Source organism: Microbacterium algihabitans (assembly GCF_032464975.1).
In the GTDB taxonomy this organism is placed as follows: domain Bacteria; phylum Actinomycetota; class Actinomycetes; order Actinomycetales; family Microbacteriaceae; genus Microbacterium; species Microbacterium algihabitans.
Genome location: NZ_JAWDIU010000002.1, coordinates 16236 through 40623 on the forward strand (window position 1 = coordinate 16236; position 24388 = coordinate 40623).

Here is a 24388-nt window from a genome sequence, read left to right on the forward strand (position 1 = left end):
GACCCGTCAGTGCACGCGGGGGGTGGCGGGCTTGCCGTCGGAGGTGATCTGCGGGTGGTGCTTGGTGAGCTGGATGACGCCCCACGTGGCGATCGCGCCGGCGATGACGAAGCCGATGAGCGCCCACGCGGGAGCCGACGAGGCCTCGCCCAGCACGAGCAGGCCGATGAGAACCGCGACGATCGGGTCGATCACCGTGAGGCCGGCGATCACGAGGTCGGGCGGCCCGACCGAGTAGGCGGTCTGCACGAAGTAGGCGCCGACGGCGACGGCGGCCAGCAGCGCGACGAGGCACAGCAGCGTGAGCCACTCGAAGTTGCCGGCCTGGGCGCGGCTGATGACGACCTTGGCGAGCGTGGCAACGAAGCCGTAGATGACGCCCGCGGCCATGATGTAGAACAGCGCCTGCGCGCGGCGGCGCACGAGCACCCAGAAGATGCCGAACACCACGACGACCACGGCCAGGATGCCGAGGATGATCAGCAGTTCGCGCTCGGTGACGACGTGCTCGGTGGCGAAGAACGCCGCAATCGTGACGAAGACGAGGATGCCGCCGACGCAGAGCGCGATCGCGATGAGCGACTGCCTGGTCGGCTTGTGGTGCGAGACGCGGGCGTTCAGCACCGTGGTGATGACGAGGGCGATGGCCCCGAGCGGCTGCACGAGGATCAGCGGCGCGACCGACAGGGCGGACAGCTGGCACACGATCGCCAGGCCGAGCATGACCGTTCCCGCCATCCACGACGGGCGGGTCAGCAACGAGGTGAGCTGCGCGCGCGACAGGCCGCCGGTGGTCTTGCCGCCCGAGAGGCGCTCGACCTTCTGCACGCCGCGGTGCTGGTACTGGGCGCCGAACGACATGAAGACCGCGCCGAGCAGCGCCAGCGGGATTCCCAGGAGGATGCGCGGGTCGCGGAAGACGCCGACGAGTTGGTCGATTCCGTCGCTGAGAGATGCATCGAGCGGAGTCACCCTCCGACGATAGCCGCACGCCCGCTGGATAGGCTGGTGACGTGGCCGTACTCCCGATCCGCATCATGGGCGATCCCGTGCTGCACGCTCCCGCTTCCCGCGTCGACGCGATCACCGATGAGGTGCGTCAGCTCGTCGCCGACATGTTCGAGACGATGGACGCCGCTCCCGGCGTCGGTCTCGCCGCTCCTCAGGTGGGGGTGGGCCTGCGCATCTTCACGTACACGTACGAAGACGACGAGGGGCAGCCCTGGCGCGGAGTGGTGATCAACCCCGAGCTGTGGATCCGCCCGCTCGAGCCCGGTTACCCCGACCCCGACGACGAGAGCGAGGGGTGCCTGTCGTTCCCCGGCGAGCGCTTCCCGCTGCGCCGCTCGGAGGCGGCGCTCATGACGGGCACCGATCTCGACGGCAACGCCGTGCGCGTCGAGGTGTCGGGGTGGCGTGCGCGCATTCTGCAGCACGAGTTCGACCACCTCGACGGCATCCTCTACGTCGACCGTCTCGACGAGGAGGATTCCCGGGTGGTCGCCAAGATCGCCAAGAAGCGCAAGTGGGGCAAGCCCGGCGCGTCGTGGACCCCGGGCGTCGACGACATCGAGGCGTGAGCGCTCGCGCGCGATGACCGGCCGGGAGCCGGCATCCGGAACCGCGCCCGTCAGCCCTCGATCACGTTGGGGACGAAGCGGCAGAAGTAGTCGGTGATGGGTCCGTCGGATTCGCGGATGCCGACGCCGTAGCTCTCGTCGTTCACCACCCACGATCCGAGCACGGGGTGGTTGCTGCCGTTCGCGCCCGGGAAGTCGGGCAGTTCGTGGTACTGCTGCCACACGCGTTCGCGGCCGAGGCCCTCGCGGCGGTACTCCTGCCCGTTCGAGGTGACGCTGCCGTCGGCGCGATGGACGCGGATGCCGTCTCCTTCACGTCCGAAGACGGGTTTGACGACGAAGTCGGCCAGGCCGTTCGGACCGTCGGCGTAGGCGGGCAGCAGGTTCGGGTGGTCGGGGTAGAGCCGCCAGAGGGCGACGAGTAGGAGCTTGTTCGAGAGGAACATCTTCCACGCGGGCTCGTACCACCGGCCGAATAGCCCGCGCCCGGCGATGAGCAAGGCGCCGAACTCCTGATCGCCTACGACGCGATCGTCGCCCGAGACGACGTCTTCCCACGGGTAGAGCTTGAACAGATTGCGGATCACGGGGTACTGCGTGCCCGGTTCGTCTCCGGGGAGGGCTTGGATGCTGCGCGAGGAGCCCCACGGCTCGGGTACGCCGACGAACTGACGGGCGCCGTGGTGCCAGCCGATGTCCTTCATCTCGATGCCGGTGTGCTCCCACCCGGCCTCGCCGGCGAGGTCGCGCATGTAGGCGACGGTGTCCCAGTCTTCGCCGTAGATGTCGGCGTCGGAGTGGGCCACGAACAGGCGCCCGCCCTCGCCCTCGCTGAGCGAGCGGTGCAGCAGGGTGCGCCAGCGTTCGACGAGGGCCTCGTGCAGGCCGTTCCACTGGTCGGTGTCGGCGGGCAGGGCTCCGGTGCGCAGGCGGTCCTGCAGCCAGAACCACTGCGTGACCGAGGCCTCGATGAGTCCGGTGGGGGTGTCGGCGTTGTACTCGAGCATCTTCGCGGGGCTGCCGTCGCCGGTGTAGGCGAGGTCGAAGCGGGCGTAGACGTCGGGTTCGTCCTGTTCGAGCGACCACTGGGCGAACTCGAACGCCTGCGGGGTGAGACCGAGGTGTCCGAGGGCTCCCGTCGCGAGGTAGCGCGCGGCCTCGCGACTCATGCGGTGCAGCTCTTCGGTCTCGCGCTCGAGCTGCTCGACCTCGGGCAGGGTGAAGACGTAGGCGGCGCCGTCGTTCCAGTACTCGACCGCGGAGCCGTCGTCGCGCACGGAGCGTGAGTAGATGAGGCCGGACTGCTTTATCGTGCGCTGCCAGTCGGGGCGCGGGTCGAGCTCGATGCGGCGCATCAGCCGCCGTGGCTTCCGTCGGAGCCCGAGCCGCCGAAGCCGCCGCGCGATACGCTCGCGCCCTCGCTCGAGATGCCGCGGGCCGCCGTCTTGCCGGAAGGCAGGGTGTCGGTACCACCCGTCGCGGTCTGACCCACCGCGGGAACCGTCCGGTTGCTCGAGCCGAGCGCGTAGTAGTACCAGCCGGCGCTGCCGCCGTGGTTGTTGCAGTCGTCGTCGGGTAGGCGCTTCTCAGTGGAGTTGTCGCGGCAGATCTGCGCGTAGTCCTCCGACACGTTGGAGCCCTGTCCGCACCCGGTGAGGCTCGCGGCAAGAGCGGCCACCACTCCGATGGTCACGGTGCGCGAGGCGCGGCGACGAGCGGCCGTGTGCATGAAGATCTCCTTCGCGGATGCCGGTGCGGCACGCCATCGCCGATGTTCTCACACGCGCGGGGTGGGTGGCGTCGTCTTCGTGCGTCGGCCCGTCGCGGGCCCGGGCTCACGACGCGAAGGCGTGCAGGGCGAGGTCGTCGCTGAGTGCTTCGCTCACCAGGCGGCCGCGCACGCTCGTGCCCTGGGCGTCGAGCGGCGGGCTGACCACGGCGGCGCCCAGCCGCCCGGGGGCGGAGAGCACGATCGCGCCGGACACGCTCGATTTGGCCGGGATCCCGACCGCGCGCATCCACCGCCCCGAGCCGTCGTAGACGCCGCACGTCGCCATGACCGACACGACGTCGCGCGCGACCCCCTCGGGTACGACGCGTTGGCCCGTGCGCGGGTTCACTCCCCCGAACGCGAGCGTCGCGCCCATGACGGCGAGGGTCTCGGCGTCGACCAGCGTCGCGCACGCACGGGCGTACACGGCCACGGCGTCGTCGGCGGTGGCGTCGAGTGTCCCCTCGGCGCGCATGAGGTGTGCGAGCGCGTGATTACGGTCGCCGAGCAGGTGTTCGGCGTGCGCGACGTCGTCGTCGACATCGAGGTCGCGTCCGGCGAAAGCCGCGAGGCCCCGGGCGATCCGCGCGCTGCGCGCCTCGGGGTCGTCGCCGTCGACGAGAGACGCGGTGAGCAGGGCGCCGGCGTTGACCATCGGGTTCGGCGGTCGACCGGTGCCGCTCTCGAGCGTGATCGCGTCGAACGACTCCCCCGTCGGCTCGATGCCGACGCGCTCGAGCGCCGCACCGTCGGTGTCGAGCAGGGCCAGGGCGAACAGGAACGGCTTGACCGCCGATTGCACGCTGAACGCGTCGCGCGCCTGCGCGGTGGACCGCACGTCACCGTCGGGCAGGGCGAGCGCGATCGCACAGAGCGCGGGGTCGGCTTCGGCGAGCTGCGGAATGCTGTCGTCGACCTCGCCGCGACGGTCGTCGACCACCCGCTCGCGCAGGGCGTCGAGGTCGTACGTGCGGGGATCTGGGGAAGAGGTCACTCCCCCACCCTCGCAGTGAATCGCTTCGGCCGGGCCGCGGCCCGTCAGTACAGGCCGCGCGCGAGCAGCTCGCCGCGCAGGATCGGCGTGAGCCGCTCGGCGAAGGCGGGGGTGATGTGCGTGTCGTCGTACCGCACCGGAGTGTCCCCCGCGAAGGCCGGGCACACGCCGCCGGAGCAGGTGAAGGGCAGGGCGCTGATCGCCGCGTCGCCGGTCGCGGCGGCGCGGGACTCGGTGGCGTTCTCCATCTGCGTCCACACGTCGTCGACGGCCGACAGGCAGGTGAAGGGGCCCGACAACGGCGAATAGCAGCGCCCGAGATCGAGCCCGTGCGGCGGGGGCGCGAGGTACACGGTGCGACCGGGCGGGGCCCATCCGCTGACCTCGTTCGATACGGCGGATGCCAGCGCATCAGCGCCCAGATCGCGTCCGTCGACCGTCCGCCCCAGGGTGAAGGCGTTCGAGACGACCAGCAGGTCGGCGGGGGCGGCCGCGATCATCGCCGCGACGTCGGCCTTGCGCTGCGCGCACACGGCCATCACCGCAGGGTCGCGGCTCTCGACGAGCACGTCGGTGAAGCGGCATCCGTAGAGCCCCGCCGCCGTCACGCGCCACGTGCCCCCCGAATCCTCGGCCAGCTTGGCGAAGGCCGGGGCGTAGGCCATCGCGCTCGAGTCGCCCACGAGATAGAGGTGGTGCGGAGCGTCGGCACTCCCCCACGTGCAGCGGTCGGCAGTGGGGACGCCGTCGGGGGTGAAGCAGTCGTGGGCGCGGTTGTCGCTCGACGACGCGCGCATCGCCTCGTCGAGCGAGGGATGCAGGTCGGGCCACGTCGTCGCGGTCGCGGCCGACGCGAGCTCGGCCTGCAGCGACGCCAGGGCATCGCTCGCCTCGGCCGCGGTGTCGGCGGGGTCTCCTGCGGTCGGCGCCGCGACCACGCCGAGGCCCGGGAGGCCGGGAAGGCCCGGCAGGGTCGGGGCGCCGTAGGCGACGAAGACCGCGAGCACGGTCGCTCCCGCGCCGATCGCGAGGGTGGCGCCGGCGAGGGCGACCCGCGGGGCGAAGCGCGCGCGCCATGACGCCCAGTCCCGCGCGGGAGCGGGCTGCGCGACACGCTCGGCGACCTCCGCCGGTGACGAGGCGGGGGCGGATGCCGTCGAGCTCCGCACGGCATCCGCCACGACCGCCGCGGGCACGGCCTCGTCGACGCTCGCGATCGCCGACCCCCGGGCGCCCGGGTAGTAGCGCTGACCCGGGACCCAGCCCGCCGGCCGGGACGCGAGGGCGGACCGACGCGGCGCGGCCGCGGGCTCGCGGATGACCGGGGGCGCGGCATCCGGAATCGTCTCCACCACCGCCGGGCCCTGCGGCGCGCGACGCCACGGCGCGCGATGCAGCGGCTGCTCGACGCCGAGGAAGGTGGCGACGCTCATGACGACGATCGCCAACGCCGTGATGGCCGTGGCGGCGGGTCCCGGCGCGAGGAGGACTCCGGCGAACACGATCAGCGGCAGGTGCCAGAGGTAGAGCGAGTACGACACGTCGCCGATCGCGACCGCGACAGGGTTGGAGAGCACGAAGAGGTGACGCTGACGCGCGTCACCGCCGATCCCTCCGGCGATGACGAGCGCCGCGCCCGCCACCGGGAGCGCCGCCCACGGCGCCGGGAACGACGAGTCGGGGTCGATCACGACGAACGAGCACGCGATGACGCCGAGCCCGACCCATCCCGCGAAGCCCCCCACCGCGCGCGGCACCCGGGCGAGGAGCGGGACCGCCGCGGCCAGCGCCGCACCCACCGCGAGTTCGCCGGCGCGCGTGAGGGTCGAGAAGTAGGCCAGGCTCGCGTCGGCCGGGGTCTGCGCGATCGCCACGGCCGCCGACCCGGCCACCACGGCGAGCGACAGCACCCCGACGGCGATCCGGCCGCCCGCGGCGCGACGGGCGGCCACCGGGAGCGCGACGACGGCGACCATCACCAGCAGCGGCCACCCCAGCGAGAACTGCTCCTCGACCGACAGCGACCAGAAGTGCTGGAGGGGCGATACGTCGACCGTCGCGAAGTAGTCGCGCCCCTCGAGCCCGAAGCGCCAGTTCGACGAGAGACCCAGAGCCGCGAGCGCGTCACCGAAGACGCTCTCGGTCCGCGACGGCGAGAACACGAGCGCCGACGCCCCGCAGACCGCGGCCAGCACGAGGAGGGCGGCCGGCAGAAGGCGGGCGATCCGCCGCGCGAAGAAGGCCCCCAGCCGCACGACGCCGTCGCGCGCGAGGTCGCGCAGCAGGATCCCGGTGAGGAAGAAGCCCGAGAGCACGAAGAACACGTCGACGCCGACGAAACCGCCGCGCGGCCACCCCGTCAGGTGCGCGGCCACCACGGCGAGGACCGCGACGGCGCGCAGTCCCTGCAGATCGCGGCGCACGGGCGAAGCGGTGGCGGTCACGTCGGGTCCTTTCGAGCCGGCGTCCCGCGGCCGGAGAAAGCTTAGTGGAACCGCTCCCACGTCAGCCAGATCGGGCACCACGAAACCCCGCTTTCGCGCAAGCCCCCGGCCGCGATCCGCAACGGTGGTTCGATGTGGCGATGTGGCAGATCGCGGGCCTTCCCGCCCATCCCCTGTTGGTTCACGCCGTGGTGGTCCTCATCCCCCTCGCGGCGCTCATGGTCGTCATCGGCAGCGTGTGGCCCGCTGCTCGTCGCAAGCTCGGCATTCTGACCCCGATCGTCGCGGCCGTCGCCCTCGCGTTCGTCCCACTGGCGAAGGAGGCCGGTGAGGCGCTCGAACGGCAGGTCGAGTCGTCGGCCGCCCTTCAGCAGCACACCGAACTCGGCGACCAGCTGCTGCCGTGGGCTGTCGGTCTGTTCGTCGTGGCCGCGGGCCAGTGGGCGTGGTTCTTCTTCCGCAACCGCCGCCGGGCCTCCGCCTCCCGCTCGACCGACGCGCGCTCGACCCGCACGCGCGTCATCACCGTCGTGATCGCCGTCGTGGCGATCGTCGTCGCCGTCGCGACCACCGTCAGCGTCGTGCAGGTGGGCGACAGTGGGGCTCGCGCCACGTGGTCGTCGGAGTCGGGGTCGTAGGAACCGACCGGGGCGACGACGAGGGACCACAATTATGGTTCGCGTCGCGAATAATCGCCACCCCCGATCGCCGAAGCCGCGGCACCCGTAATGTCCGGATCGACGGGAAACTCGATTCTCGTTCTCGCCCACCCGGCGGCACGCCGCCCGTGAAGGACCCGATGAGCCACGCCCCCGATCCCTCGATGCTCCACGTGGGCGACGTCTTGGCGGCGCGATACGTGCTGACCGAACGCATCGGAGCGGGTGGCATGGGTCGCGTGTTCCGTGCGCGCGACGAGGTGCTGCGCCGCGACGTGGCGATCAAGGTCTTCTTCACCGATCCCAGCGCCGAGCCCGACCCGCTGCGCCGCATGTCGGAGGCCCGCGTGCTCGCGGCTCTCGACCACCCCTCGCTGGTCACCCTCTACGACGCGCGCCTGTCGGGCGACGACCAGGTGTACCTCGTCATGGAGCTCATCACCGGCCCTTCCCTGCAGCGGCGCCTTGAAGAGGCCGAGATCCCGCCGGCCGAGGTCGCCGGCTACCTGCACGATCTCGCCACAGCCCTCGGCGCCGTGCACCACGCCGGCATCGTGCACCGCGACGTGAAGCCCTCCAACGTCCTCCTGCGTCCGATGCAGCAGGGCCCGCGTACCCACGAGGCCGTGCTCGCCGATTTCGGCGTCGCTCACCTGCTCGACGCGACCCGCCTCACCACCCCCGGAACGATCATCGGCACCGCCGCGTACCTCGCCCCCGAGCAGGTGCGCGGCGAAACGCCGCAGCCGGCCTCCGACATCTACGCCCTCGGTCTCATGACGATCGAGGCACTCACGCGTCTGCACCCGTTCGGCGGCGGATCGCTGCAGGAGACCCTCCTCGCTCGTCTGGCTCGACAGCCCACCATCCCCGGCCACCTCGGCTACGAGTGGCGGTCGCTGCTGGCCGCGATGACGGCACCGGATGCCGCGGAGCGACCCGATGCGCGCACCGTGGCCGAGCGCGCCGCCACCCTCATGAGCTCTCCCCCGACGGCATCCGCGCCTCTAGCGTCCACCGGCGCGGCTGCTCTGGATCCGGCGCTGGCCGAGACCGCCCCCTGGGCCGTGCCGGTCGCGGCCCGCGCCACTACGGCCGCGCGACCCGCGTCCGACCCGGCTTCGGACTCGCTCGACGAGACGGCACCGTGGGCCGTGCCGGTCGCAGCCTCGAGCACGACGGATGCCGTGGGGCGTCGGCGTCGCGCGCGACTCATGCCCACCTCTGCCGCCGCTTCCCACGACGCATTGCGTCGCCGCTGGATGTGGGTCGGCGCCGCGGCCGGAGTCGTCGTCGTGATCGGACTCCCGCTGCTCGGGTTCTCTCTGCAGGCGGCGGGCGACACGACCACCGTGGGCCCGCCCACACCCGTGCCGACGGTGAGCGAGTCGGTCGCGCCGGCCGTCGACCCGGCGCCCGCGGGGACCACGGCCGTGCAGCCCGCGGTGAACGTACCCGAAGAGAGCAGTGGCGGGTCGTCTCGCAGCGTCCAGACCTCGCCGAACGAGACCGCGGTCGTGCCCCCGGCCCCCGCCGACGACACTCCCCTGCAGATCGCCGAACCCGAGACGCCCGCGAAGCAGACCGATCCCCCAGCGAAGAACGCCTCGCCGAACGGCACGGGCCCCGGCTCGTCCAACGGCAACGGGTCGTCGAACGGCAAGGGCACGCCCGGCGAGAAGGCCAACGGGTCGGAGAACGGCACCGGACCGGGCTCGTCGAACGGCAAGGGCGCTAACGGCAAGGGCGCTAACGGCAAGGGCGCGACCGGCGCCGGCAAGAACTGACCCTCGGCCGATGCCGTCGCCACGCGTCTCGGGAGCGGTCCTTCTCGTTCTCGCTCTGGCCGGGGTCGTGGCATCCGTCGTCTTCCTCCCCGCCGGCGGCGTGATCAGCGTCGTGAGCGCGCTCGGCCTCGCGCTGTGCGTCGCCGCCGTCGCCCTCGCAGCCGTCTGGCTCGGACGCCGATCGTGGGAGCCCGAGCCCGCCCCGGGATGGACCCCCGTCGACCGCACGCGCGACCGCGAACGTCTGCGCCGCATGACGCGCCTGCAGGGGATCATCTGTCTCGTTCTCGGCGTCGGCCTGATCGCCGTCGCCGTGGTGTTCCCCACCGACGACGGAACGCTCCGCGCATCGGTCATCGGGGTGCTCGTGCTGGTGCTGGGGGTGATCGGCCTGTTCTCTTCGCGACGCGCGGCGGCGCGGGTCGAAGACGATGCCCCCGACACGCAGCCGGATGCCGCGCCCACCGGGTGGGTGCTCGTGACGCCCCGCGACCGGGGCACGATCCTGCTGTTCGCGCTCCCCGGTCTCGCCCTGTCGGTCGTGGCGGTGTGGCAGATGACGTCGATCCTGCTGTTGATCGCGCGCGCCAGCACCCTCGGTCTCGTGATCGTGGTGCTCGCTCTCGTCGCGGCCGTGATCGGCGCGGGCATGTGGGTCGCGCGGCTGCTGCCCGAGGTCTCGGTCGACGTCGGCGCCGGCCTCGTGCGCACGGGCTCGCGCGAGGTGCCCTGGTCGAGCTTCACCGCCGCCCGTCTGCAGGCATCGTCGACGTTCATCGGCGGCCCACGGTCGCTGTTCCTCGTGCTCGAGGGGCCCGAGAAGCTCCGCGCGCCCCTGCTTCTGCGCCGCCGCGGCGACCTCGCGATGAGCGACGAGCAGCGCCGCGCGACCCTCGCCGCCCTCGACGGCGCTCAGATCGCCCTCCCCCGCGCCCCGGAAGACCCGAAGGGCAAGTTCTCGCGGTCGCTCTTCCCCCAGCACGTTGACGCCGCCCAGGCGCGCGAGCTCGTCGCGCACCCGCCGCGCAGCGACCAGGATCTGCCGGTGACGGGGGTCTGACGGGTAGCCACGCGTTCGTGGGGCCGTTGCGGAAGTGCGACTCGACCGCTGTCTGTCAACCGTGATGACGAAGCGTGCCGGGAGGGGTGGGATGGCGGCATGAGCGATCCTGACCGACTCCCCGTCCCCGACCCCGCCGCCCAGTACACCGACCGACACGACACGTCGATCGCGCCCGATATGGAGGCCGACCCCGTCGAGGCGAAAGCCCGACGCACGGACGACCTCGACGAAAGCCGCGCCGATCCCGAGGACCGCGACCCGAGCATCTGATCCCGCGCTGCACGCGCCATGCAGAAAACACGAAAGCCCGACGCGTGTGCGTCGGGCTTTCGTTCGTGGCTCCCCGGCTTGGACTCGAACCAAGAACCTATCGGTTAACAGCCGATTGCTCTGCCAATTGAGCTACCGAGGATCATGCTCACCTCGCGGCGGGCAACCCCACGATACTAACAGCACGCGAGGGTGACGGAAAAATCAGCCCGCCGAAATCCGTCGCTCGGGCGTGCCGTCGGGAGTCCACTGCAGCGCTTCGTCGCCATGGCCTAGGCCGATGGCGTGACCGGCGTGCAGCACGAGCACATCGGCATCCAGATCCTTCGGCGCATCGGCGTCGTTCGTGACGATCAGCGAGGCCATCCCGCGCTCGTCACGGCGGCGCGTGATCGAGGCGCGGGCGGCTGCGCGCACCTCGAGGTCGAGGTTGGCGTACAGGTCGTCGGCGACGAACAGGCGCGGCTCGAGCACCAGGGCGCGAGCGAGCGCCACGCGCTGGCGCATGCCCGCGCTGAGCTCGTACGGATACTTCGGTGCCGTGCCCAGCGGAAGCTCCATCTCGTCGAGCAGCGTCGCCACGCGCACCGCGAGGGCACGCGTGTTGACCTTGCGGTCGCGGCTGGTGATCGGCTCGGCGATGACGTCTTGCACGGTCAGTCTCGAGGGGAGCGCTGCGCCGGCGCCCTGCGGCAGGTAGCCGGTGTGGAAGATCCACTCGCGTCGCGCCCGACCGGGACGCCGTGCGGAGATGCCGTGCACGCGCGCGTCGCCCCCGACCACGGTCAGTCCGTCGTCGGGGTGACCGGCCAGCAGCGAGACCAGCGAGGTCTTGCCCGAACCCGTGGCCCCCTGCACGATCAGGGTCTCGGCGGCGGGGAGGGTGAAGGTGATCCCGTCGATCACGCGCACCCCGCTTCGCGCGAGGGAGAGGTCGTCGGCGCGGAGGGCGACGTCGGTGTCGAGGTGCCGGGGCATTCCTTCATCCTTGCCCACGGAGGGGGCGGATGCCAGCCGTTGCGCCCGCGGGTCGTTCGCGGTTCCGCGTCAGGACGCGATCAGGCGCTGCCGGTCGGCGTCGAGCTCGCGCAGCTGCAGGCCGAGGTTGCGTCCCTCTTCGGAACCCGGCGCGACGCGCTGGATTCCGCGCACCAGCTCGGCCTTCTGCCGCTCGATCTCGCGCAGCAGCACGCCCCGCGCGAGGTCGTTGGCCGCCACGACCGCACCCTCTTCGGTGCGCGCGGGGAACGCGGCCGTGAGCAGCTCGACGGCGAGCGTGCGGAACGGCTCGCGCACGGCCTCGACCGCGGTGACCGCCCAGCCGGGTTGGGAGAGGTCGGTGGATGCCAGCGCTGCGCGCACGGCCTCGAGAGCCGGGTGCCCGAACGGCGTCTGTAGGGCGCGAATGAACAGGTCGGTCTCGATGCGGTGCCCGTACTGGAGGAACGCCATCATGGCGCCCCGCTCGAGCGCGACGTCGCGCGTGTTGGGCAGCGACGCCATGGTCACCGACACCGCGACGGGGGCGGCGGTCTCTCCGCCTCGCTGCGCGTCGCGCTTCTCGGCACGGTCGGCGCCGCGGGCCGCGCGCTCGACGGCCGACTGCACCTCGGGCATGTCGAGACCGAGGCGGCGGGCGAGCACGCGCACGTAGCCCGGGCGCAGCGCGGGGTCGCGGATGTCGGCCACGATCGGCGCCGCCGCGCGCAGGGCGCCGGCCCGACCCTCGACGCTGGAGAGGTCGAAGTCTTTGAGGCGCTGATCGATGACGAACTCGAACATCGGCGCCTTGTTGTCCATCAGCGCGCGCACGGCTCCGTCACCGCGCTGCAGGCGCAGGTCGCACGGGTCGAGGCCCTCGGGGGCGACGGCGACGTACGTCTGCGCGGCGAACCGCTTCTCGTCGGCGAAGGCGCGCAGCGCCGCCTTCTGCCCGGCGGCATCCGGATCGAAGGTGAAGACGACCTCGCCCGACGAGCTGTCATCGCCCATCACCCGCCGGAGCACGGTGATGTGGTCGCTGCCGAAGGCGGTGCCGCACGAGGCGATCGCGGTGGTGATGCCCGCGAGGTGGCAGGCCATGACGTCGGTGTAGCCCTCGACCACGACGACCCGATGCGAGCGCGAGATGTCGCGCTTGGCCAGGTCGAGGCCGTAGAGCACCTGCGCCTTCTTGTAGATCGGCGTCTCGGGGGTGTTGAGGTACTTCGGGCCCTGGTCGTCGTCGTACAGCTTGCGCGCCCCGAAGCCGATGACCTGCCCGGTGATGTCGCGGATGGGCCAGACGAGGCGCCCGCGGAAGCGGTCGTAGACGCCGCGCTGCCCCTGGGACACGAGCCCCGCCTGCAGCAGCTCGTCGCGGGTGAACTTCTGGGCCAGTAGGTGATCCATGAGGTGCGACCAGCCCTTGGGGGCGTAGCCCACACCGAAGTGGGCGGCGGCACCGGCGTCGAAGCCGCGATCGCCGAGGAAGCGGCGGCCCGTGTCGGCCTCGGGCGTCATGAGCTGGGCGCGGAAGTACTCCGCCGCCGCGGCGTTCGAGGCGTACAGGCGTGAGCGGCCGGTCGTCTCGGGCGCGGGCCCGCCGTCTTCGTAGTGCAGCGTGAAGCCGACGCGCGCGGCCATGCGCTCGACGGCCTCGGTGAACGAGACATGGTCCATCGCCCGCAGGAACGAGTAGACGTCGCCCGATTCGCCGCAGCCGAAGCAGTGGTAGTACCCGACCTGCGGGCGCACGTGGAAGCTCGGGCTCCGCTCGTCGTGGAAGGGGCACAGGCCCTTCATCGACCCGACGCCGGCCGACTTCAGCGCGACGCGCTCACCGACGACGTCGGCGATGTTGACCCGCGCCTTGACCTCGTCGACGTCGGACTGGCGGATGCGGGGCATCAGGCATCCGCTCCTCGGGCCGCGCGGGCGCCGGGAGCCCAGACGCCGAGCTCAGCGGCATCCACTTCTCCGACGAGTCGGCCGTGCCACGCGATCGCGAGCTGGTCGGTGAGGCTCGCGACCTGGTCGACCACGACCCGCCGGCGCGCGGCGTCGTCGGTGGCCGCGGCGAAGTCGGGGGCGTGCAGGGCGTCGAGCGCGCCGGGGTTCTCCCACAGGGCGGATGCCAGGCGCTTGAGCACGTGGCGCTGCTCGCGGTACAGCACCTTGCGGCCGTCGATCGAGACGACGGTCGCACCGATGATGCCCTTGAGCACCGCCATCTCGACCTCGACCTCGGCCGGGACGATGACGTGGGCGCGGTAGCGGGTGAGCTCGTCGGCGGGGTAGGCCTCGCGCGTGGCCGCGGTGGCGGCGCGGGCGAAGCGGCCGATGAGGTCGGAGGTGAGGTTCTTCAGCCGCGCGAGGGCGGGGCGCGTGCCGTCGAACGACGTGATCCACTCGGGCATGGCCATGAGGCGCTCGAGGCCCGCGGCGAGGTCGTCGCGCACGAAGTCGTAGCCGACCCAGCGCTGGATCGCGTCGAGCAGCCCCTCGCGACCGACGCGCGACGCGAGGCGGGCGGGGTCGACGTAGCGGTTGACCATCGCGTCTTCGAAGTCGTGCACCGAATAGGCGATGTCGTCGGAGAGGTCCATGACCTCTGCCTCGATGCAGCGCTGGCGGGCGGGGGCGCCGCCGCGCATCCAGTGGAACACCGGCTCGTCGTCGGGGTACACGCCGAACTTCAGGCGACCGCCCGGGTCGGGCACGGGCTCGTCGACCGTCCAGGGGTACTTGCACGTGGCGTCGAGGCTCGCGCGCGTGAGGTTGAGGCCGTACGGCTCGCCGTCGGCGCCGAACGACTTCGGCTCGAGGCGCGTGAGGATGCGCAGGGTCTGCGCGTTGCCCTCGAAGCCGCCGATGTTCTCGGCCCACTCGTTGAGCGCGCGTTCGCCGTTGTGGCCGAAGGGCGGGTGACCCAGGTCGTGGCTCAGGCACGCCGTGTCGACGACGTCGGGCGACAGCTGCAGCGCCGTCGCGAGCTCGCGACCCACCTGCGCGACCTCGAGCGAGTGCGTGAGGCGGTTGCGGGCGAAGTCGGCGGGGCTCGCGGGGCTCAGCACCTGGGTCTTCGCGGCGAGGCGCCGCAGCGCCGCGGAGTGCAGCACGCGGGCGCGGTCTCGCGCGAAGTCGTCGCGCTGGGAGCGGTGGTTCTCGACGTGGAAGCGCGCCGCGTCTACGTCGTCGTAGCCGAGCGGTCGGGCGACCGTCGGCGACGCCTCAACCGCCACTGTGGTGCAACTCCGCGTCGGCGAGGGCGCGACCGGCATCGTGGCCGATCTCGCGGGAGTCGAGCCAGCCGTCGGGCAGGGCCGGGCGCTTGGGCGTGCCGGCGCGACCGCGCTGCCCCTCGGCCGCGGCGCCCGGGTACGGGGCGTCGAGCTCCATCGTGGCCAGCAGCTCGTCGATCTCGTCGAGGGTCGACGCGGTCGCGAGGCTCGCGCGCAGCTCGCCGCCGACGGGGTAGCCCTTGAAGTACCAGGCGACGTGCTTGCGGATGTCACGGCATCCGCGCCCCTCGTCTTCGAAGAACTCCACGAGCAGCTCGGCGTGGCGGCGGAAGGCCTTCGCGACGAAACCGAGCGTGGCGTCGACGGGCTCGCCGTGGGCGGCTCCCGGGCCACCCAGCGCGCGCGCCAGGTCGCCGAAGAGCCACGGACGACCGAGGCAGCCGCGACCGACGACGACACCGTCGCAGCCGGTCTCGTCCATCATGCGCACGGCGTCGTCGGCCGACCAGATGTCGCCGTTGCCCAGCACGGGAACGCTGGTGACCGTCTCTTTCAGCTTCGTGATCGCCGCCCAGTCGGCCTGGCCGGAGTAGAACTCGGATGCCGTGCGGGCGTGCAGCGCGATGGAGGAGACCCCCGCGCCCTCGGCGATGCGCCCGGCCTCGAGGTAGGTGAGGTGGTCGGCATCGATGCCCTTGCGCATCTTGATGGTCAGCGGCTTGTCGCCCGCCGCCTTCACCGCGCGCTCGACGATCTCGCGGAACAGCGAGGTCTTCCACGGCAGGGCCGCTCCCCCGCCGCGACGCGTGACCTTGGGTACGGGGCAGCCGAAGTTGAGGTCGATGTGGTCGGCGTGGTCTTCGGCCACGATCATCTGCACGGCCGCCTCGACGGTGGCCGGGTCGACGCCGTAGAGCTGGATCGAGCGCGGGGTCTCGGACTCGTGGTGGCGGATGAGCCGCATCGTGGTGTCGTTGCGTTCGACGAGCGCGCGCGTCGTGATCATCTCGCTCACGTACAGACCGGCACCGTATTCGCGACACAGGCGTCGGAACGCCGTGTTCGTGATGCCGGCCATGGGAGCGAGCACGACGGGAGCGTCGAGTTCGATGTTGCCGATGCGGAGCGTCCGCGCCGGAGCCAATGCCGTATTCACAGTTCCATTCTCCCAGACGGTCGCACGCACCGGTGCCCGCCCCCGAACGGATCGGGAACGGGCACCGGTTGTGCAGAAGGGGTCACGCGTCGGCGGTCTCGGCGACCTCGCGACGCTCGCTCCACACCTGGCGGGCGATCTGGCTGAAGGCCTCGACCGGCTGCGCGCCGCTCACGCCGTACTTTCCGTCGATGACGAAGAAGGGGACGCCGGTGATTCCGAACTGGCGGGCCTGCTCCTGGTCGGCGCGCACGGCGGCGCGGAAGCGCTGCGACGAGAGGGCTTCGCGGGCCTCGGCCTCGTCGAGGCCGACCTCGACGGCGAGGGCGATGAGGTCGTCGTCGCGACCCACGTGCTTGCCCTCGAGGAAGTACGCCGACATGAGCACCTCGGCGAGCTCGAGCTGCTTGCCGTTCTCCTTCGCGAAGTGCAGCAGTTCGTGCGCCTTCACGGTGTTGGTGTGCTTGAGGATGTCGAAGCGGTACGCGAGCCCGGCATCGGCGGCGACGCCGGTGACGCGGTCGAGCATCTCGCGCGCGGACTCGGGCGAGATGCCCTTGTGCTGCGAGAGGTAGTCGACCTCTCCCCCGTCGAAGTCCTCGGGGGTGTCAGGCGAGAGCTCGTACGAGTGGTACTCGATCTCGACGACCGGAGCGTCGTCGTCGGCGGCCGTGGCGGCCAGGCCGTTCTCGAGGTTCCGCTTGCCGATGTAGCACCAGGGGCAGGCGATGTCACTCCACACGTCGATCTTGATGGCATCCGTCATATCGCGTGCAACCTCTCGGATCATCGATCTATTCCGTCAACGGCATCCATCGGTGCCTCCGGATATTCTCGCGCTCCGGATGCCGAGACGCTACGGCACCGCGGGGCCGGTGTAGTCGGCGAGCAGCGGAGGAGGCAGGGGGCCTTTGATGCGTCGGCCCGACCCGGTCTCCTCCCACGCGTGGGCGAGGATGCCGACGGATCGCGCCAGCACGAAGAGTCCTCGCGCGAGCTCGGGCTCGACGCCGAGCTCGCCGTACACGATCGCCGAGATGCCGTCGATGTTCATCGGCACACGGCGCGACGACAGCGCCTTCTCGATCGCGAGACCCGCGCGCAGGTGGTCGCCGGAGACGGCCCCGGATGCCACGGCGTCCTCCACGAGGGCGAGGAGCGGATCGCGGCGCGGATCGACCGGATGGAAGCGATGCCCGAACCCGGGGACGAACGCTTTTCGGGCGCGGTGCTGCGCGAGCTCTTCGGCGGCGAGGTCGTCGAGGGGGCGCCCCTCGTCGACGTGCGCCCGGACCATGCGGTTGAGCATCGCGACGCACTGCTGACCGGCACCGCCGTGGGTGTCGCCGAGCACGTTGATGCCGTTCGCCATGGCCGAGTTGATGCCGACGCCGCAGGTGGCTGCCATCCGTGCGCTCGCGATCGACGGCGCCTGGGGCCCATGATCGACGCTGGCCACGAGCGTCGCCTCGAGCAGGCGTCCGCGCTTCGGGTCGAGATCCTCGCCGGTGACCATCAACCAGATGGTCTCGACGAACCCCGCTGTGCGGATGAGATCCTGCACGGGTCGACCGCGGAAGGCGATCTCCCCCGGCTGGATGCGGGTGATGGCGGTCGCCCACCACGCGGTGACGGGGGCTAGCTGATCGTCGCTCATGCGGCGCCTTCCTCGTGCAGGGCGGCGACCTCGTCGGCGGTGTAGCCGAGGGCAGCCAGGATCTCGTCGGTGTGCTCGCCGAGCAGAGGCGGGGCGGTGACGGGCGCGGAAGGAACCCCGTCGATCCGGATGCCGTTGCCCAGAACGCGCAGCGGTTCGTCGCCGCCGCCCGGGAAGGGCAGCTCGTGAACGAGTCCGCGCTCGCGGATCTGGGGACTGCGGAGCATCTCGTCGACGCGGAGGACGGCCGCTGCGGGCACCCCCGCCGAGCTCAGCACGTCTTCCCACTCCGTGGCAGACCGTGCCGCCAGCGCCGCTTCGAGCTCGGCGGTCAGTGCTGCCCGGTGCGCCTTGCGGCTCTCGCGTTCGGCGAAGCGCTCGTCGGCGACGAGGTCGGGCCGATCGACAAGGGTGCACAGCACCTCGAACTGCTCCTGCTTGTTGGCGGCGATGTTGAGCATGCCGTCACCGGTCGCGAAGGCCCCCGAGGGGGCGGCCGTTCCGTTGTCGTTGCCCAGCGGGCGCGGCTCGTGACCGTCGACGAGCAGGTTCGACACCACCCAGCCCATCGCGGTGACCGCGGTTTCGAGCATCGAGACATCGATCACCGCGCCCACTCCGGTACGGGCACGCCCGGCGAGCGCGCTCGAGATCGCGAACGCCGCCGCGAGCCCGCCGATCGTGTCGGCGAGCGGGAAGCCCGCGCGCAACGGCCCCGTCTCGTCGGTGCCGGTCACGCTCATCATCCCCGAGTACCCCTGGATGATCTGGTCGTACGCCGGCTTCGTACGCATGGGGCCGGTCTGGCCGAATCCCGACACCTGGCACAGGATGAGGCGGGAGTTCAGTGCGCGCAGGGCATCCCACCCGAACCCCAGCCGCTCGAGCACGCCGGGACGGAAGTTCTCGACGAGCACGTCGGCCGTCGCCACCAACCGACGGAGGGCTTCGGCGCCGCCGGGCGTCTTCAGGTCGAGCGTGATCGATCGCTTCTGCGCGTTCTGCGCCAGGAACGAGATGCCCAGCAGCTGGGCGTTCAGCTCGGCCGACGTCCCGAGGCGGCGGGCCAGGTCGCCGCCGTCGGGGGTCTCCACCTTGATGACGTCGGCGCCCATCAGCGCCAACTGGTAGGCCGCGTAGGGGCCCGCCAGCACGTTCGTCAGGTCGAGGACGGTCACTCCCGCCAGGGGCCCCGACGCCGTGGCATCCGTCATGCGGCGACCCTCTGCTTCCGCGCCGCGCGCACCCTCGTGAAGACGACCCCCACGATGGCCAGGGCGAGCACCGCGTACAGCGTGATCGAGATGGGACTCGACACCAGGATGCCGGCGTCGCCCTCGCTGACCGCCATGGCGCGGCGGTACTCGGTCTCGGCCAGCGGCCCGAGGATGATCGCGATGAGCATCGGGGCGACCGGCAGACCGTAGCGGCGCATCAGGAAACCGAGCAGACCCACGGCGAGGACGAGCACGAGGTCGAGGATCTTGCTGCTCGTGGCGTACACGCCCAGCATCGCGAACACCGTGATCCCGGCGTAGAGGTAGTGCTTGGGCACCTTCAGCAGCTTCGCCCACAGGGGTGCGAACGGCAGGTTCAGGATGAGCAGCACGACCATGCCGACGAAGAAGCTCGCCAGCAGCGCCCAGACCAGATCGGGCGCCCGCTCGAACAGCAGCGGTCCCGGCTGCAGACCGTACTGACGGAACGCCGCCAGGAGGATGGCGGCCGTCGCCGAGGTGGGCAGGCCGAGGGCGAGGAGGGCGCCCATGGCGGTACCGGCCGTGGCGTTTCCGGCGGCCTCGGGGCCGGCGACGCCCTGGATGGCTCCGCGGCCGAACATGGGCTTCTTGCGTCGAGCGTCGAGCTTGCGCTCCGTGCCGTAGGCCAGGAAGGTCGGCACCTCGGAGCCGCCGACGGGGATGATGCCGAAGGGCACGCCGATCGCCGTGCCGCGCAGCCACGCGGGCAGCGCCTGGCGGAGCTCGCGGAACGACAACCACAGGCGCCCGCTCGAGGCGAGCAGCTTCGTGTCGTCGGGGGTGCCGCGGCGTCCGGCGACGCTGAAGACCTCGCCGAGAGCGAGGAGGCCGACCGTGATCACCACGATGTCGATGCCGTCGAACAGCTCCGGAAGGCCGAACGTGAAGCGCGATGCGCCCGACGCTCCGTCGATGCCCACGACCGAGATCGCGAGGCCGATCGCCAGGGCCGCGAGGCCCCGCACCACCGAGTCGGTGACGACGGCCGAGATCGCCACGAAGGCGAAGACGGCGAGGGCGAGGTACTCGGCGGGTCCGAAGAGCGTTGCCAGCTCGGCGAGACGCGGGGCGAAGAACACCACGAGGATCGAGGCGATGATGCCGCCGATGAAGGCACCGATCGCAGAGGTCGCGAGGGCCTGCGCGGCGCGTCCGCTCTTGGCCATGCGATGACCCTCGATGGAGCCCGCGATCGCGGTGCTGTTGCCGGGGGTGTTCATCAGGATGCCGGCGATGGAGTCTCCGAAGAGCCCACCGAACAGCACTCCGGCGAACATGATGAACGCGCCGATCGGGTCGAGCGAGAACGTGACGGGCAGCAGCAGCGCGACCGCCATCGCCGAGCCGAGGCCCGGCAGGACGCCGACCGCGGTGCCGAGGACGGCGCCGATGAGCACCCACAGCATGTTGATGGGGGTGAGGACGACGGCGAAGCCCTCCCCCAGGTTGACCAGCGCATCCATCAGAAGAGGCCCTCCAGGATTCCAGGCGGCAGGTTGAGTCCGAGACCACCCGAGAAGGCGATCTGCACGATGGCGGAGATCGCCAGGGAGAGGAAGATGTCGAAGATCGGGCGGCGGCTGCCGAGCGATCGGGCGATGCCCCAGAACAGGAAGGCGCCCGAGAGCAGCCATCCGAGCGGGGTGAGGGCCGCGATGAAGACGATGACGGTGCCGACGGCGCCGGCCAGAGCCCACAGGTTGCTGCGCGGACGCACCGTGGGCGCCTCCGGCTCACGCCCCTCCACGGCTGCGATGAGCGCCTCGTCGTCGATGTCGTCGTCGTTCTCCTGCGCTGCGGCGTCGGCGACCTCGACCGGCTCGGGCCGGCGGATCACGTCGAGGGCGAGGAGCACGGCCAGCACGATCACCGCGGCGGCGACGATGGCGGGGAACAGCTGCGGACCCGGAGGAGCCGTGTTCGCCGGCACGGTCATGGTGAGCGTGCCGACGACGAGGCCGATGCCCACCAGCAGCATGATCGCGGGGACGACGAGTCCGGTGCGACGGCGCCAGAACCCGTCGGAGGCGCGGGCGCGATGCGTGCGCGGGACGGTGGGGATGACGCCGCTCACAGACCCAGCTCCTCGATGATGGCGTCGACGCGCGCTTGGTCTTCTTCGATGAAGGTCGCGAACTCGGTGCCGGTCAGCAGCGCGTCGCGCCAGCGATTGCGCTCCAGCACCTCTTCCCATTCGGGAGTCGAGGCCATCTGTTCGACGATGGCGACGAGTTCGTCGCGCTGGTCGTCGGTGATGCCGGGAGGGGCGACCAGCCCGCGCCAGTTCGGCAGGCTGACGTCGACGCCCTGTTCGACGAAGGTCGGGATGTCGATACCGGCCACCGGTTCCTCGGCAGAGACGGCCAGCGCACGCAGGCGGCCCGCTTCGATCTGGTCGCTGAAGTCGTTGTATCCGCTCACGCCGACCGCGACCGTGTTCGACAGCAGGGCGGTGAGCACCTCGCCGCCACCGGCGTACGAGACGTAGTTGAGCTCGGCCGGGTCGATGCCCGCGGCCTTCGCCGTGAGGCCGGTGAGCAGGTGGTCGGTGCCGCCGATGCCACCGCCGCCGACGGCCTGACCGTGGGGGTTCTCGTGCCAGGCCCGCACGAAGTCGTCGAGCGTCTGGAAGGGCGAATCCGCGGGGACGATGAAGACGATGTAGTCCTCCGCGAGCCGCGCGATCGGGGTGGTGTCGGCGAGGCTTGCGGCCGAACCGTTCGCGGTGATCGCGCCCTCCATGACGGTGCCGGTCATCATGAGGTTCGTCGGATCGGCGCCGAGCTGCACGAACTGGCCGAGGCCGATCGTGCCGCCGGCTCCGGGCACGTTCACCACCTGCACGTTGTTGACGACCGAGGTCGAGCGCAGGACCTGCTGCGATTCGCGGGAAGCGAGATCCCACCCGCCGCCGGGCGCAGCCGGGGCCATGATGGTCAGTTTGGTCCGTGGATCGGCACCCGCGGTCGAGCCGCTGGCGTTCACCGCGGCCACGCCGACGAGGGCGGCGGTGGCAGCGATCCCGAGCGCGTTCCATAGGACGCGTCTGGTTCTCACGTCGTCACTCCTTCGTGATCTGGTGGAGACTGGGGTGTCCATCTGGTGGACTCCGATGTCCACCTGACGGTACACTCGATCTCAGAGCGGGCGCAACCGGTGCGACGCGAGAGGGATGACGATGTCGGCGAGCAACGAGAGCGGCGAGACGTCCGTCGCCGAGGGTGGCGGCGTCCGCGCCGTGACCCGGGCGTTCCAGGTGCTGCAGAGCTTCACCGCCGATCGACCGATGCTCTCGGTCGCCGAGATCGTGCGCGACAGCGCCCTCCCCCGCACCACCGTGCTGCGGATGATCGACACCCTCGTCGGGGAGCGCATGTTGCGACACGCGGCCGACGGCCGCATCACCGTCGGCGCACGCCTGATCCGTCTCGCTGCGTTCGCCGAGGCGGCGTGGGCCGTTCCCGAAGAGACCGCGGAGCGCATGACGCGCCTCGCGCAGGAGACCGGTGAGACGGCGAGTCTCTACGTGCGCAGCGGCATGCGCCGCGTCGCCGTCGCGCAGTCGCCGAGCCCCTACTCGCTCCGCCACGTCGTGCAGGTCGGCGACGAGATGCCTCTCCTGGTCGGCGCCTCGTCGACTCTGCTTGTCGCCGCGAGCGGTCCGGATGCCGCGGAGCAGGTGCTCGCATCCGCCCCGGTCGACCAGCTCTCCGGTGTCGAGGCCGCGGCGTTCCGTAAGGCCGTGACAGAGGCCGCCCGCGACCGTCACGCCGTCTCGCACGGGGCGCGCGAACCCGGCAACAGCGGCGTCGCCGTGATCGTGCGCGACGGCGACGACCGTCGACCCGCGGTGGTGCTGGGTCTCGGCGGACCCACGGCGCGCTTCACCGAGGAGCGCGTGAGCGTGTTCCTCGAGGCGCTCGAGGCCGCGGCATCCGATCTGCAGCACACCGGTCTGCCACCCGCACTCGACTGAATCCACCCCGACGAGAGGACCGCCCGACGATGAGCACTCTTTCCGAAACCGCGGAGTATCCCCCGCCCGGCGCCTACGCTGCCGCCACGATCGGCGATGCGATGGAGCGCTTCGGGATCGCGCGCGGCATCTCGCCGCTGTGGGCGGGTGCGGTCGTCTCGGGCCCCGCGGCCACCGTCCTCACCCGACCCGGTGACAACAAGGGAGTGCACGCGGCGTTCGAGGTCATCCGCGCCGGTGAGATCCTCGTGGTCGACGGTGGCTCCGACGACACGCGGGCCCTGATCGGAGAGCTCGTCGCCGAGAAGGCGAAGGCGCTCGGGGTGGCCGGCATCGTGCTCGACGGCGCCGCCCGCGATGCCGTCGAACTGCGGGAGGTGGGCGTTCCCGTGTTCGCGCGGTCGGTGACCCCCGCCGGGCCCTGGAAGACCGGTCCCTACCGGCTGGGCGAGACGGTCGCGCTCGGCGGCGTGCCCGTGGCGCCGGGCGACTGGGTCGTCGGCGACGCCGACGGAGTCGCGGTCGTCCCGCGCGAGCGCATCGCCGAGGTCACCGCCGCCGCCGACGAGCTCGTGCGCGGCGAAGCCGAACGCCGGGCCGCGAATCGCGCTCTGACGCCCCGTGGCTGAGACCAGTGCCGGCCGGCCGGTCGTGTGGATCCCCCGCGAGGTGCACGCCGACGCGGTAGCCGACCTCGAGACGTGGGCCGACGTGCGCCGCGGCTGGGGCGCTGAGCCCGCGAACGAAGACGCGGTCGCTCCCCTCGTGCAGGGGGTTCTGCTGCGCACGGCCCGCCTCGACGCGCGGCAGCTGAGCCGCATGCCCCGATTGCGCATCGTGGCGCGCCACGGTGTCGGCACCGACACCGTGGACACGGCGTTCGCTCGAGAACACGGCATCCGGATCACGACGACCCCCGAGGCGAACGTGCTCTCGGTCGCCGAGCACGCCATCGCCTTGCTCCTGGCTGTGCGGCGGGGCATCGGCGCCGCCGTGAGCGGTCGGGGAGACCGCGCCGATCTGATCGGGGGTGAGCTCAGCGGGTCGACGCTGGGTCTCATCGGCTTCGGACGCATCGCGCGGCACGTGGCGCGGATCGGACAGGGCGGGTTCGCAATGCGCGTTCTCGCGTACGACCCGGGTCTCAGCGACGAAGAGGTGCGGACGGCAGGCGCCGAGCCGCGGTCGCTCGACGAGCTGCTGGAGCAGTCCGATGCGGTGAGCGTGCACGTGCCGCTCGTCCCGGCGACGCGCGGCCTGCTCTCCACCGCGCAGTTCCGGCGGATGCGGTCGCACGCCGTCGTGCTCAACACCTCGCGCGGTGGAGTCGTCGACGAGTGTGCGCTGTTCGCGGCGCTCGAGACGGACGAGGTCGCCGGTGCGGGTCTCGACGTCTCGGAGGTCGAGCCGATGCCCGCCGATCATCCGCTCCGCAGTCGCGCCGACGTCGTCGTGACCCCGCACATCGGGGGGCAGACGCGAGAGGCCATGCGTCGGGTCGCGATGGAGGCGGCAGCCTCGCTGCGCGCGGAACTCGTCCCCTAGTGCG

Annotated in this window: 23 protein-coding genes and 1 tRNA gene; 8 read left to right on the forward strand and 16 right to left on the reverse strand. The window is 71.6% G+C overall.

The genetic code is table 11. From position 1 onward, the window contains the following. Nucleotides 1-6: 6 nt before the first annotated feature. Nucleotides 7-972, reverse strand: a complete 966-nt coding sequence (locus RWH43_RS07300) for a DMT family transporter (RefSeq protein WP_187358406.1) — start codon at nucleotides 970-972, stop codon at nucleotides 7-9. A gap of 41 nt (nucleotides 973-1013) precedes the next feature. Here RWH43_RS07300 and def point away from each other — a divergent pair, with 41 nt between their 5' ends. Further along, nucleotides 1014-1580 carry a peptide deformylase gene (def, locus tag RWH43_RS07305; protein ID WP_251507074.1) on the forward strand — a complete coding sequence of 189 codons (567 nt, stop codon included), beginning with the start codon at nucleotides 1014-1016 and terminating at the stop codon, nucleotides 1578-1580. 50 nt (nucleotides 1581-1630) lie between these two features. Here def and RWH43_RS07310 read toward each other — a convergent pair whose 3' ends face one another. From RWH43_RS07310 to RWH43_RS07325, 4 genes are all read right to left on the reverse strand, one after another. Beyond that, nucleotides 1631-2935, reverse strand: coding sequence for a glutathionylspermidine synthase family protein (locus RWH43_RS07310; RefSeq protein WP_316001124.1), 1305 nt, complete (start codon nucleotides 2933-2935; stop codon nucleotides 1631-1633). Continuing rightward, complete coding sequence (locus tag RWH43_RS07315; RefSeq protein ID WP_144833646.1) at nucleotides 2935-3309, reverse strand: tRNA-dihydrouridine synthase; 375 nt, start codon at nucleotides 3307-3309, stop codon at nucleotides 2935-2937. Before RWH43_RS07315 ends, RWH43_RS07310 begins: the two co-directional genes overlap by 1 nt. 106 nt (nucleotides 3310-3415) lie before the next feature. Next, nucleotides 3416-4345 carry a glutaminase A gene (gene glsA / locus RWH43_RS07320; protein ID WP_316001125.1) on the reverse strand — a complete coding sequence of 310 codons (930 nt, stop codon included), beginning with the start codon at nucleotides 4343-4345 and terminating at the stop codon, nucleotides 3416-3418. A 44-nt stretch (nucleotides 4346-4389) separates the two neighbouring features. Beyond that, nucleotides 4390-6789 carry an acyltransferase family protein gene (locus tag RWH43_RS07325; RefSeq protein ID WP_316001126.1) on the reverse strand — a complete coding sequence of 800 codons (2400 nt, stop codon included), beginning with the start codon at nucleotides 6787-6789 and terminating at the stop codon, nucleotides 4390-4392. Nucleotides 6790-6929: 140 nt separating this feature from the next. Between RWH43_RS07325 and RWH43_RS07330 the strand changes: the two genes are divergently transcribed. The 4 genes from RWH43_RS07330 (at nucleotide 6930) to RWH43_RS07345 (ending at nucleotide 10568) form a co-directional block, all read left to right on the forward strand. Then, complete coding sequence (locus tag RWH43_RS07330; protein ID WP_316001127.1) at nucleotides 6930-7427, forward strand: DUF2231 domain-containing protein; 498 nt, start codon at nucleotides 6930-6932, stop codon at nucleotides 7425-7427. A gap of 161 nt (nucleotides 7428-7588) precedes the next feature. Then, the gene (locus RWH43_RS07335) at nucleotides 7589-9235 is read left to right on the forward strand and encodes a serine/threonine-protein kinase (protein ID WP_316001128.1); all 1647 of its coding nucleotides are present in this window, start codon (nucleotides 7589-7591) and stop codon (nucleotides 9233-9235) included. Between the two features lie 10 nt (nucleotides 9236-9245). Continuing rightward, a complete protein-coding gene (locus RWH43_RS07340; protein WP_154096591.1) occupies nucleotides 9246-10295 on the forward strand; it encodes a hypothetical protein in 1050 nt (349 codons plus the stop codon). 99 nt (nucleotides 10296-10394) lie between these two features. Next, the gene (locus RWH43_RS07345) at nucleotides 10395-10568 is read left to right on the forward strand and encodes a hypothetical protein (protein WP_316001129.1); all 174 of its coding nucleotides are present in this window, start codon (nucleotides 10395-10397) and stop codon (nucleotides 10566-10568) included. A 66-nt stretch (nucleotides 10569-10634) separates the two neighbouring features. Here the strand turns inward: RWH43_RS07345 and RWH43_RS07350 are convergent. From RWH43_RS07350 to RWH43_RS07400, 11 genes are all read right to left on the reverse strand, one after another. Beyond that, nucleotides 10635-10710, reverse strand: a tRNA-Asn gene (locus RWH43_RS07350). A gap of 62 nt (nucleotides 10711-10772) precedes the next feature. Next, entirely contained in the window at nucleotides 10773-11546 is a 774-nt protein-coding gene (locus tag RWH43_RS07355) for an ATP-binding cassette domain-containing protein (RefSeq protein WP_230704682.1), read from the reverse strand. Between the two features lie 69 nt (nucleotides 11547-11615). Then, entirely contained in the window at nucleotides 11616-13457 is a 1842-nt protein-coding gene (gene dnaG, locus RWH43_RS07360) for a DNA primase (protein WP_316001130.1), read from the reverse strand. Beyond that, nucleotides 13457-14791 (reverse strand): deoxyguanosinetriphosphate triphosphohydrolase, encoded by a 1335-nt coding sequence (locus tag RWH43_RS07365; protein WP_144833661.1) that lies wholly within the window; start codon nucleotides 14789-14791, stop codon nucleotides 13457-13459. The genes dnaG and RWH43_RS07365 overlap by 1 nt, the downstream gene beginning before the upstream one ends. Continuing rightward, nucleotides 14781-15947, reverse strand: coding sequence for a tRNA dihydrouridine synthase DusB (gene dusB, locus RWH43_RS07370; protein ID WP_144833663.1), 1167 nt, complete (start codon nucleotides 15945-15947; stop codon nucleotides 14781-14783). The genes RWH43_RS07365 and dusB overlap by 11 nt, the downstream gene beginning before the upstream one ends. A gap of 82 nt (nucleotides 15948-16029) precedes the next feature. Continuing rightward, complete coding sequence (locus tag RWH43_RS07375) at nucleotides 16030-16713, reverse strand: DsbA family oxidoreductase (protein WP_144833665.1); 684 nt, start codon at nucleotides 16711-16713, stop codon at nucleotides 16030-16032. 90 nt (nucleotides 16714-16803) lie between these two features. Further along, entirely contained in the window at nucleotides 16804-17604 is an 801-nt protein-coding gene (locus tag RWH43_RS07380) for a citryl-CoA lyase (protein WP_316001131.1), read from the reverse strand. Continuing rightward, nucleotides 17601-18818 carry a CaiB/BaiF CoA transferase family protein gene (locus RWH43_RS07385; protein WP_316001132.1) on the reverse strand — a complete coding sequence of 406 codons (1218 nt, stop codon included), beginning with the start codon at nucleotides 18816-18818 and terminating at the stop codon, nucleotides 17601-17603. The genes RWH43_RS07380 and RWH43_RS07385 overlap by 4 nt, the downstream gene beginning before the upstream one ends. Further along, complete coding sequence (locus RWH43_RS07390) at nucleotides 18815-20326, reverse strand: tripartite tricarboxylate transporter permease (RefSeq protein ID WP_154096587.1); 1512 nt, start codon at nucleotides 20324-20326, stop codon at nucleotides 18815-18817. The genes RWH43_RS07385 and RWH43_RS07390 overlap by 4 nt, the downstream gene beginning before the upstream one ends. Further along, nucleotides 20326-20937 (reverse strand): tripartite tricarboxylate transporter TctB family protein, encoded by a 612-nt coding sequence (locus tag RWH43_RS07395; protein ID WP_316001133.1) that lies wholly within the window; start codon nucleotides 20935-20937, stop codon nucleotides 20326-20328. The genes RWH43_RS07390 and RWH43_RS07395 overlap by 1 nt, the downstream gene beginning before the upstream one ends. Continuing rightward, nucleotides 20934-21920, reverse strand: a complete 987-nt coding sequence (locus RWH43_RS07400; protein ID WP_316001134.1) for a Bug family tripartite tricarboxylate transporter substrate binding protein — start codon at nucleotides 21918-21920, stop codon at nucleotides 20934-20936. The genes RWH43_RS07395 and RWH43_RS07400 overlap by 4 nt, the downstream gene beginning before the upstream one ends. Nucleotides 21921-22041: 121 nt before the next feature. Here RWH43_RS07400 and RWH43_RS07405 point away from each other — a divergent pair, with 121 nt between their 5' ends. The 3 genes from RWH43_RS07405 to RWH43_RS07415 are packed head-to-tail and all read left to right on the forward strand — an operon-like array spanning nucleotide 22042 to nucleotide 24384. Next, nucleotides 22042-22839 carry an IclR family transcriptional regulator gene (locus RWH43_RS07405; RefSeq protein ID WP_222123932.1) on the forward strand — a complete coding sequence of 266 codons (798 nt, stop codon included), beginning with the start codon at nucleotides 22042-22044 and terminating at the stop codon, nucleotides 22837-22839. A 29-nt stretch (nucleotides 22840-22868) separates the two neighbouring features. Next, a complete protein-coding gene (locus RWH43_RS07410) occupies nucleotides 22869-23468 on the forward strand; it encodes an RraA family protein (RefSeq protein WP_144833677.1) in 600 nt (199 codons plus the stop codon). Continuing rightward, complete coding sequence (locus RWH43_RS07415; protein WP_316001135.1) at nucleotides 23461-24384, forward strand: hydroxyacid dehydrogenase; 924 nt, start codon at nucleotides 23461-23463, stop codon at nucleotides 24382-24384. Before RWH43_RS07410 ends, RWH43_RS07415 begins: the two co-directional genes overlap by 8 nt. The last annotated feature ends 4 nt before the right edge of the window (nucleotides 24385-24388 follow it).

What these genes read in the sequence shown, in the direction of transcription:
- RWH43_RS07390 (WP_154096587.1), bottom strand. Translation starts at nt 20,326, where the DNA reads ATGGATGCGCTGGTCAACCTGGGGGAGGGCTTCGCCGTCGTCCTCACC.
- RWH43_RS07375 (WP_144833665.1), bottom strand. Translation starts at nt 16,713, where the DNA reads ATGACGGATGCCATCAAGATCGACGTGTGGAGTGACATCGCCTGCCCC.
- dnaG (WP_316001130.1), bottom strand. Translation starts at nt 13,457, where the DNA reads ATGCCCCGCATCCGCCAGTCCGACGTCGACGAGGTCAAGGCGCGGGTC.
- RWH43_RS07335 (WP_316001128.1), top strand. Translation starts at nt 7,589, where the DNA reads ATGAGCCACGCCCCCGATCCCTCGATGCTCCACGTGGGCGACGTCTTG.
- RWH43_RS07380 (WP_316001131.1), bottom strand. Translation starts at nt 17,604, where the DNA reads ATGAGCGACGATCAGCTAGCCCCCGTCACCGCGTGGTGGGCGACCGCC.
- RWH43_RS07345 (WP_316001129.1), top strand. Translation starts at nt 10,395, where the DNA reads ATGAGCGATCCTGACCGACTCCCCGTCCCCGACCCCGCCGCCCAGTAC.
- RWH43_RS07385 (WP_316001132.1), bottom strand. Translation starts at nt 18,818, where the DNA reads ATGACGGATGCCACGGCGTCGGGGCCCCTGGCGGGAGTGACCGTCCTC.
- RWH43_RS07355 (WP_230704682.1), bottom strand. Translation starts at nt 11,546, where the DNA reads ATGCCCCGGCACCTCGACACCGACGTCGCCCTCCGCGCCGACGACCTC.
- RWH43_RS07405 (WP_222123932.1), top strand. Translation starts at nt 22,042, where the DNA reads ATGTCGGCGAGCAACGAGAGCGGCGAGACGTCCGTCGCCGAGGGTGGC.
- RWH43_RS07410 (WP_144833677.1), top strand. Translation starts at nt 22,869, where the DNA reads ATGAGCACTCTTTCCGAAACCGCGGAGTATCCCCCGCCCGGCGCCTAC.
- RWH43_RS07310 (WP_316001124.1), bottom strand. Translation starts at nt 2,935, where the DNA reads ATGCGCCGCATCGAGCTCGACCCGCGCCCCGACTGGCAGCGCACGATA.
- RWH43_RS07315 (WP_144833646.1), bottom strand. Translation starts at nt 3,309, where the DNA reads ATGCACACGGCCGCTCGTCGCCGCGCCTCGCGCACCGTGACCATCGGA.
- RWH43_RS07330 (WP_316001127.1), top strand. Translation starts at nt 6,930, where the DNA reads ATGTGGCAGATCGCGGGCCTTCCCGCCCATCCCCTGTTGGTTCACGCC.
- RWH43_RS07340 (WP_154096591.1), top strand. Translation starts at nt 9,246, where the DNA reads ATGCCGTCGCCACGCGTCTCGGGAGCGGTCCTTCTCGTTCTCGCTCTG.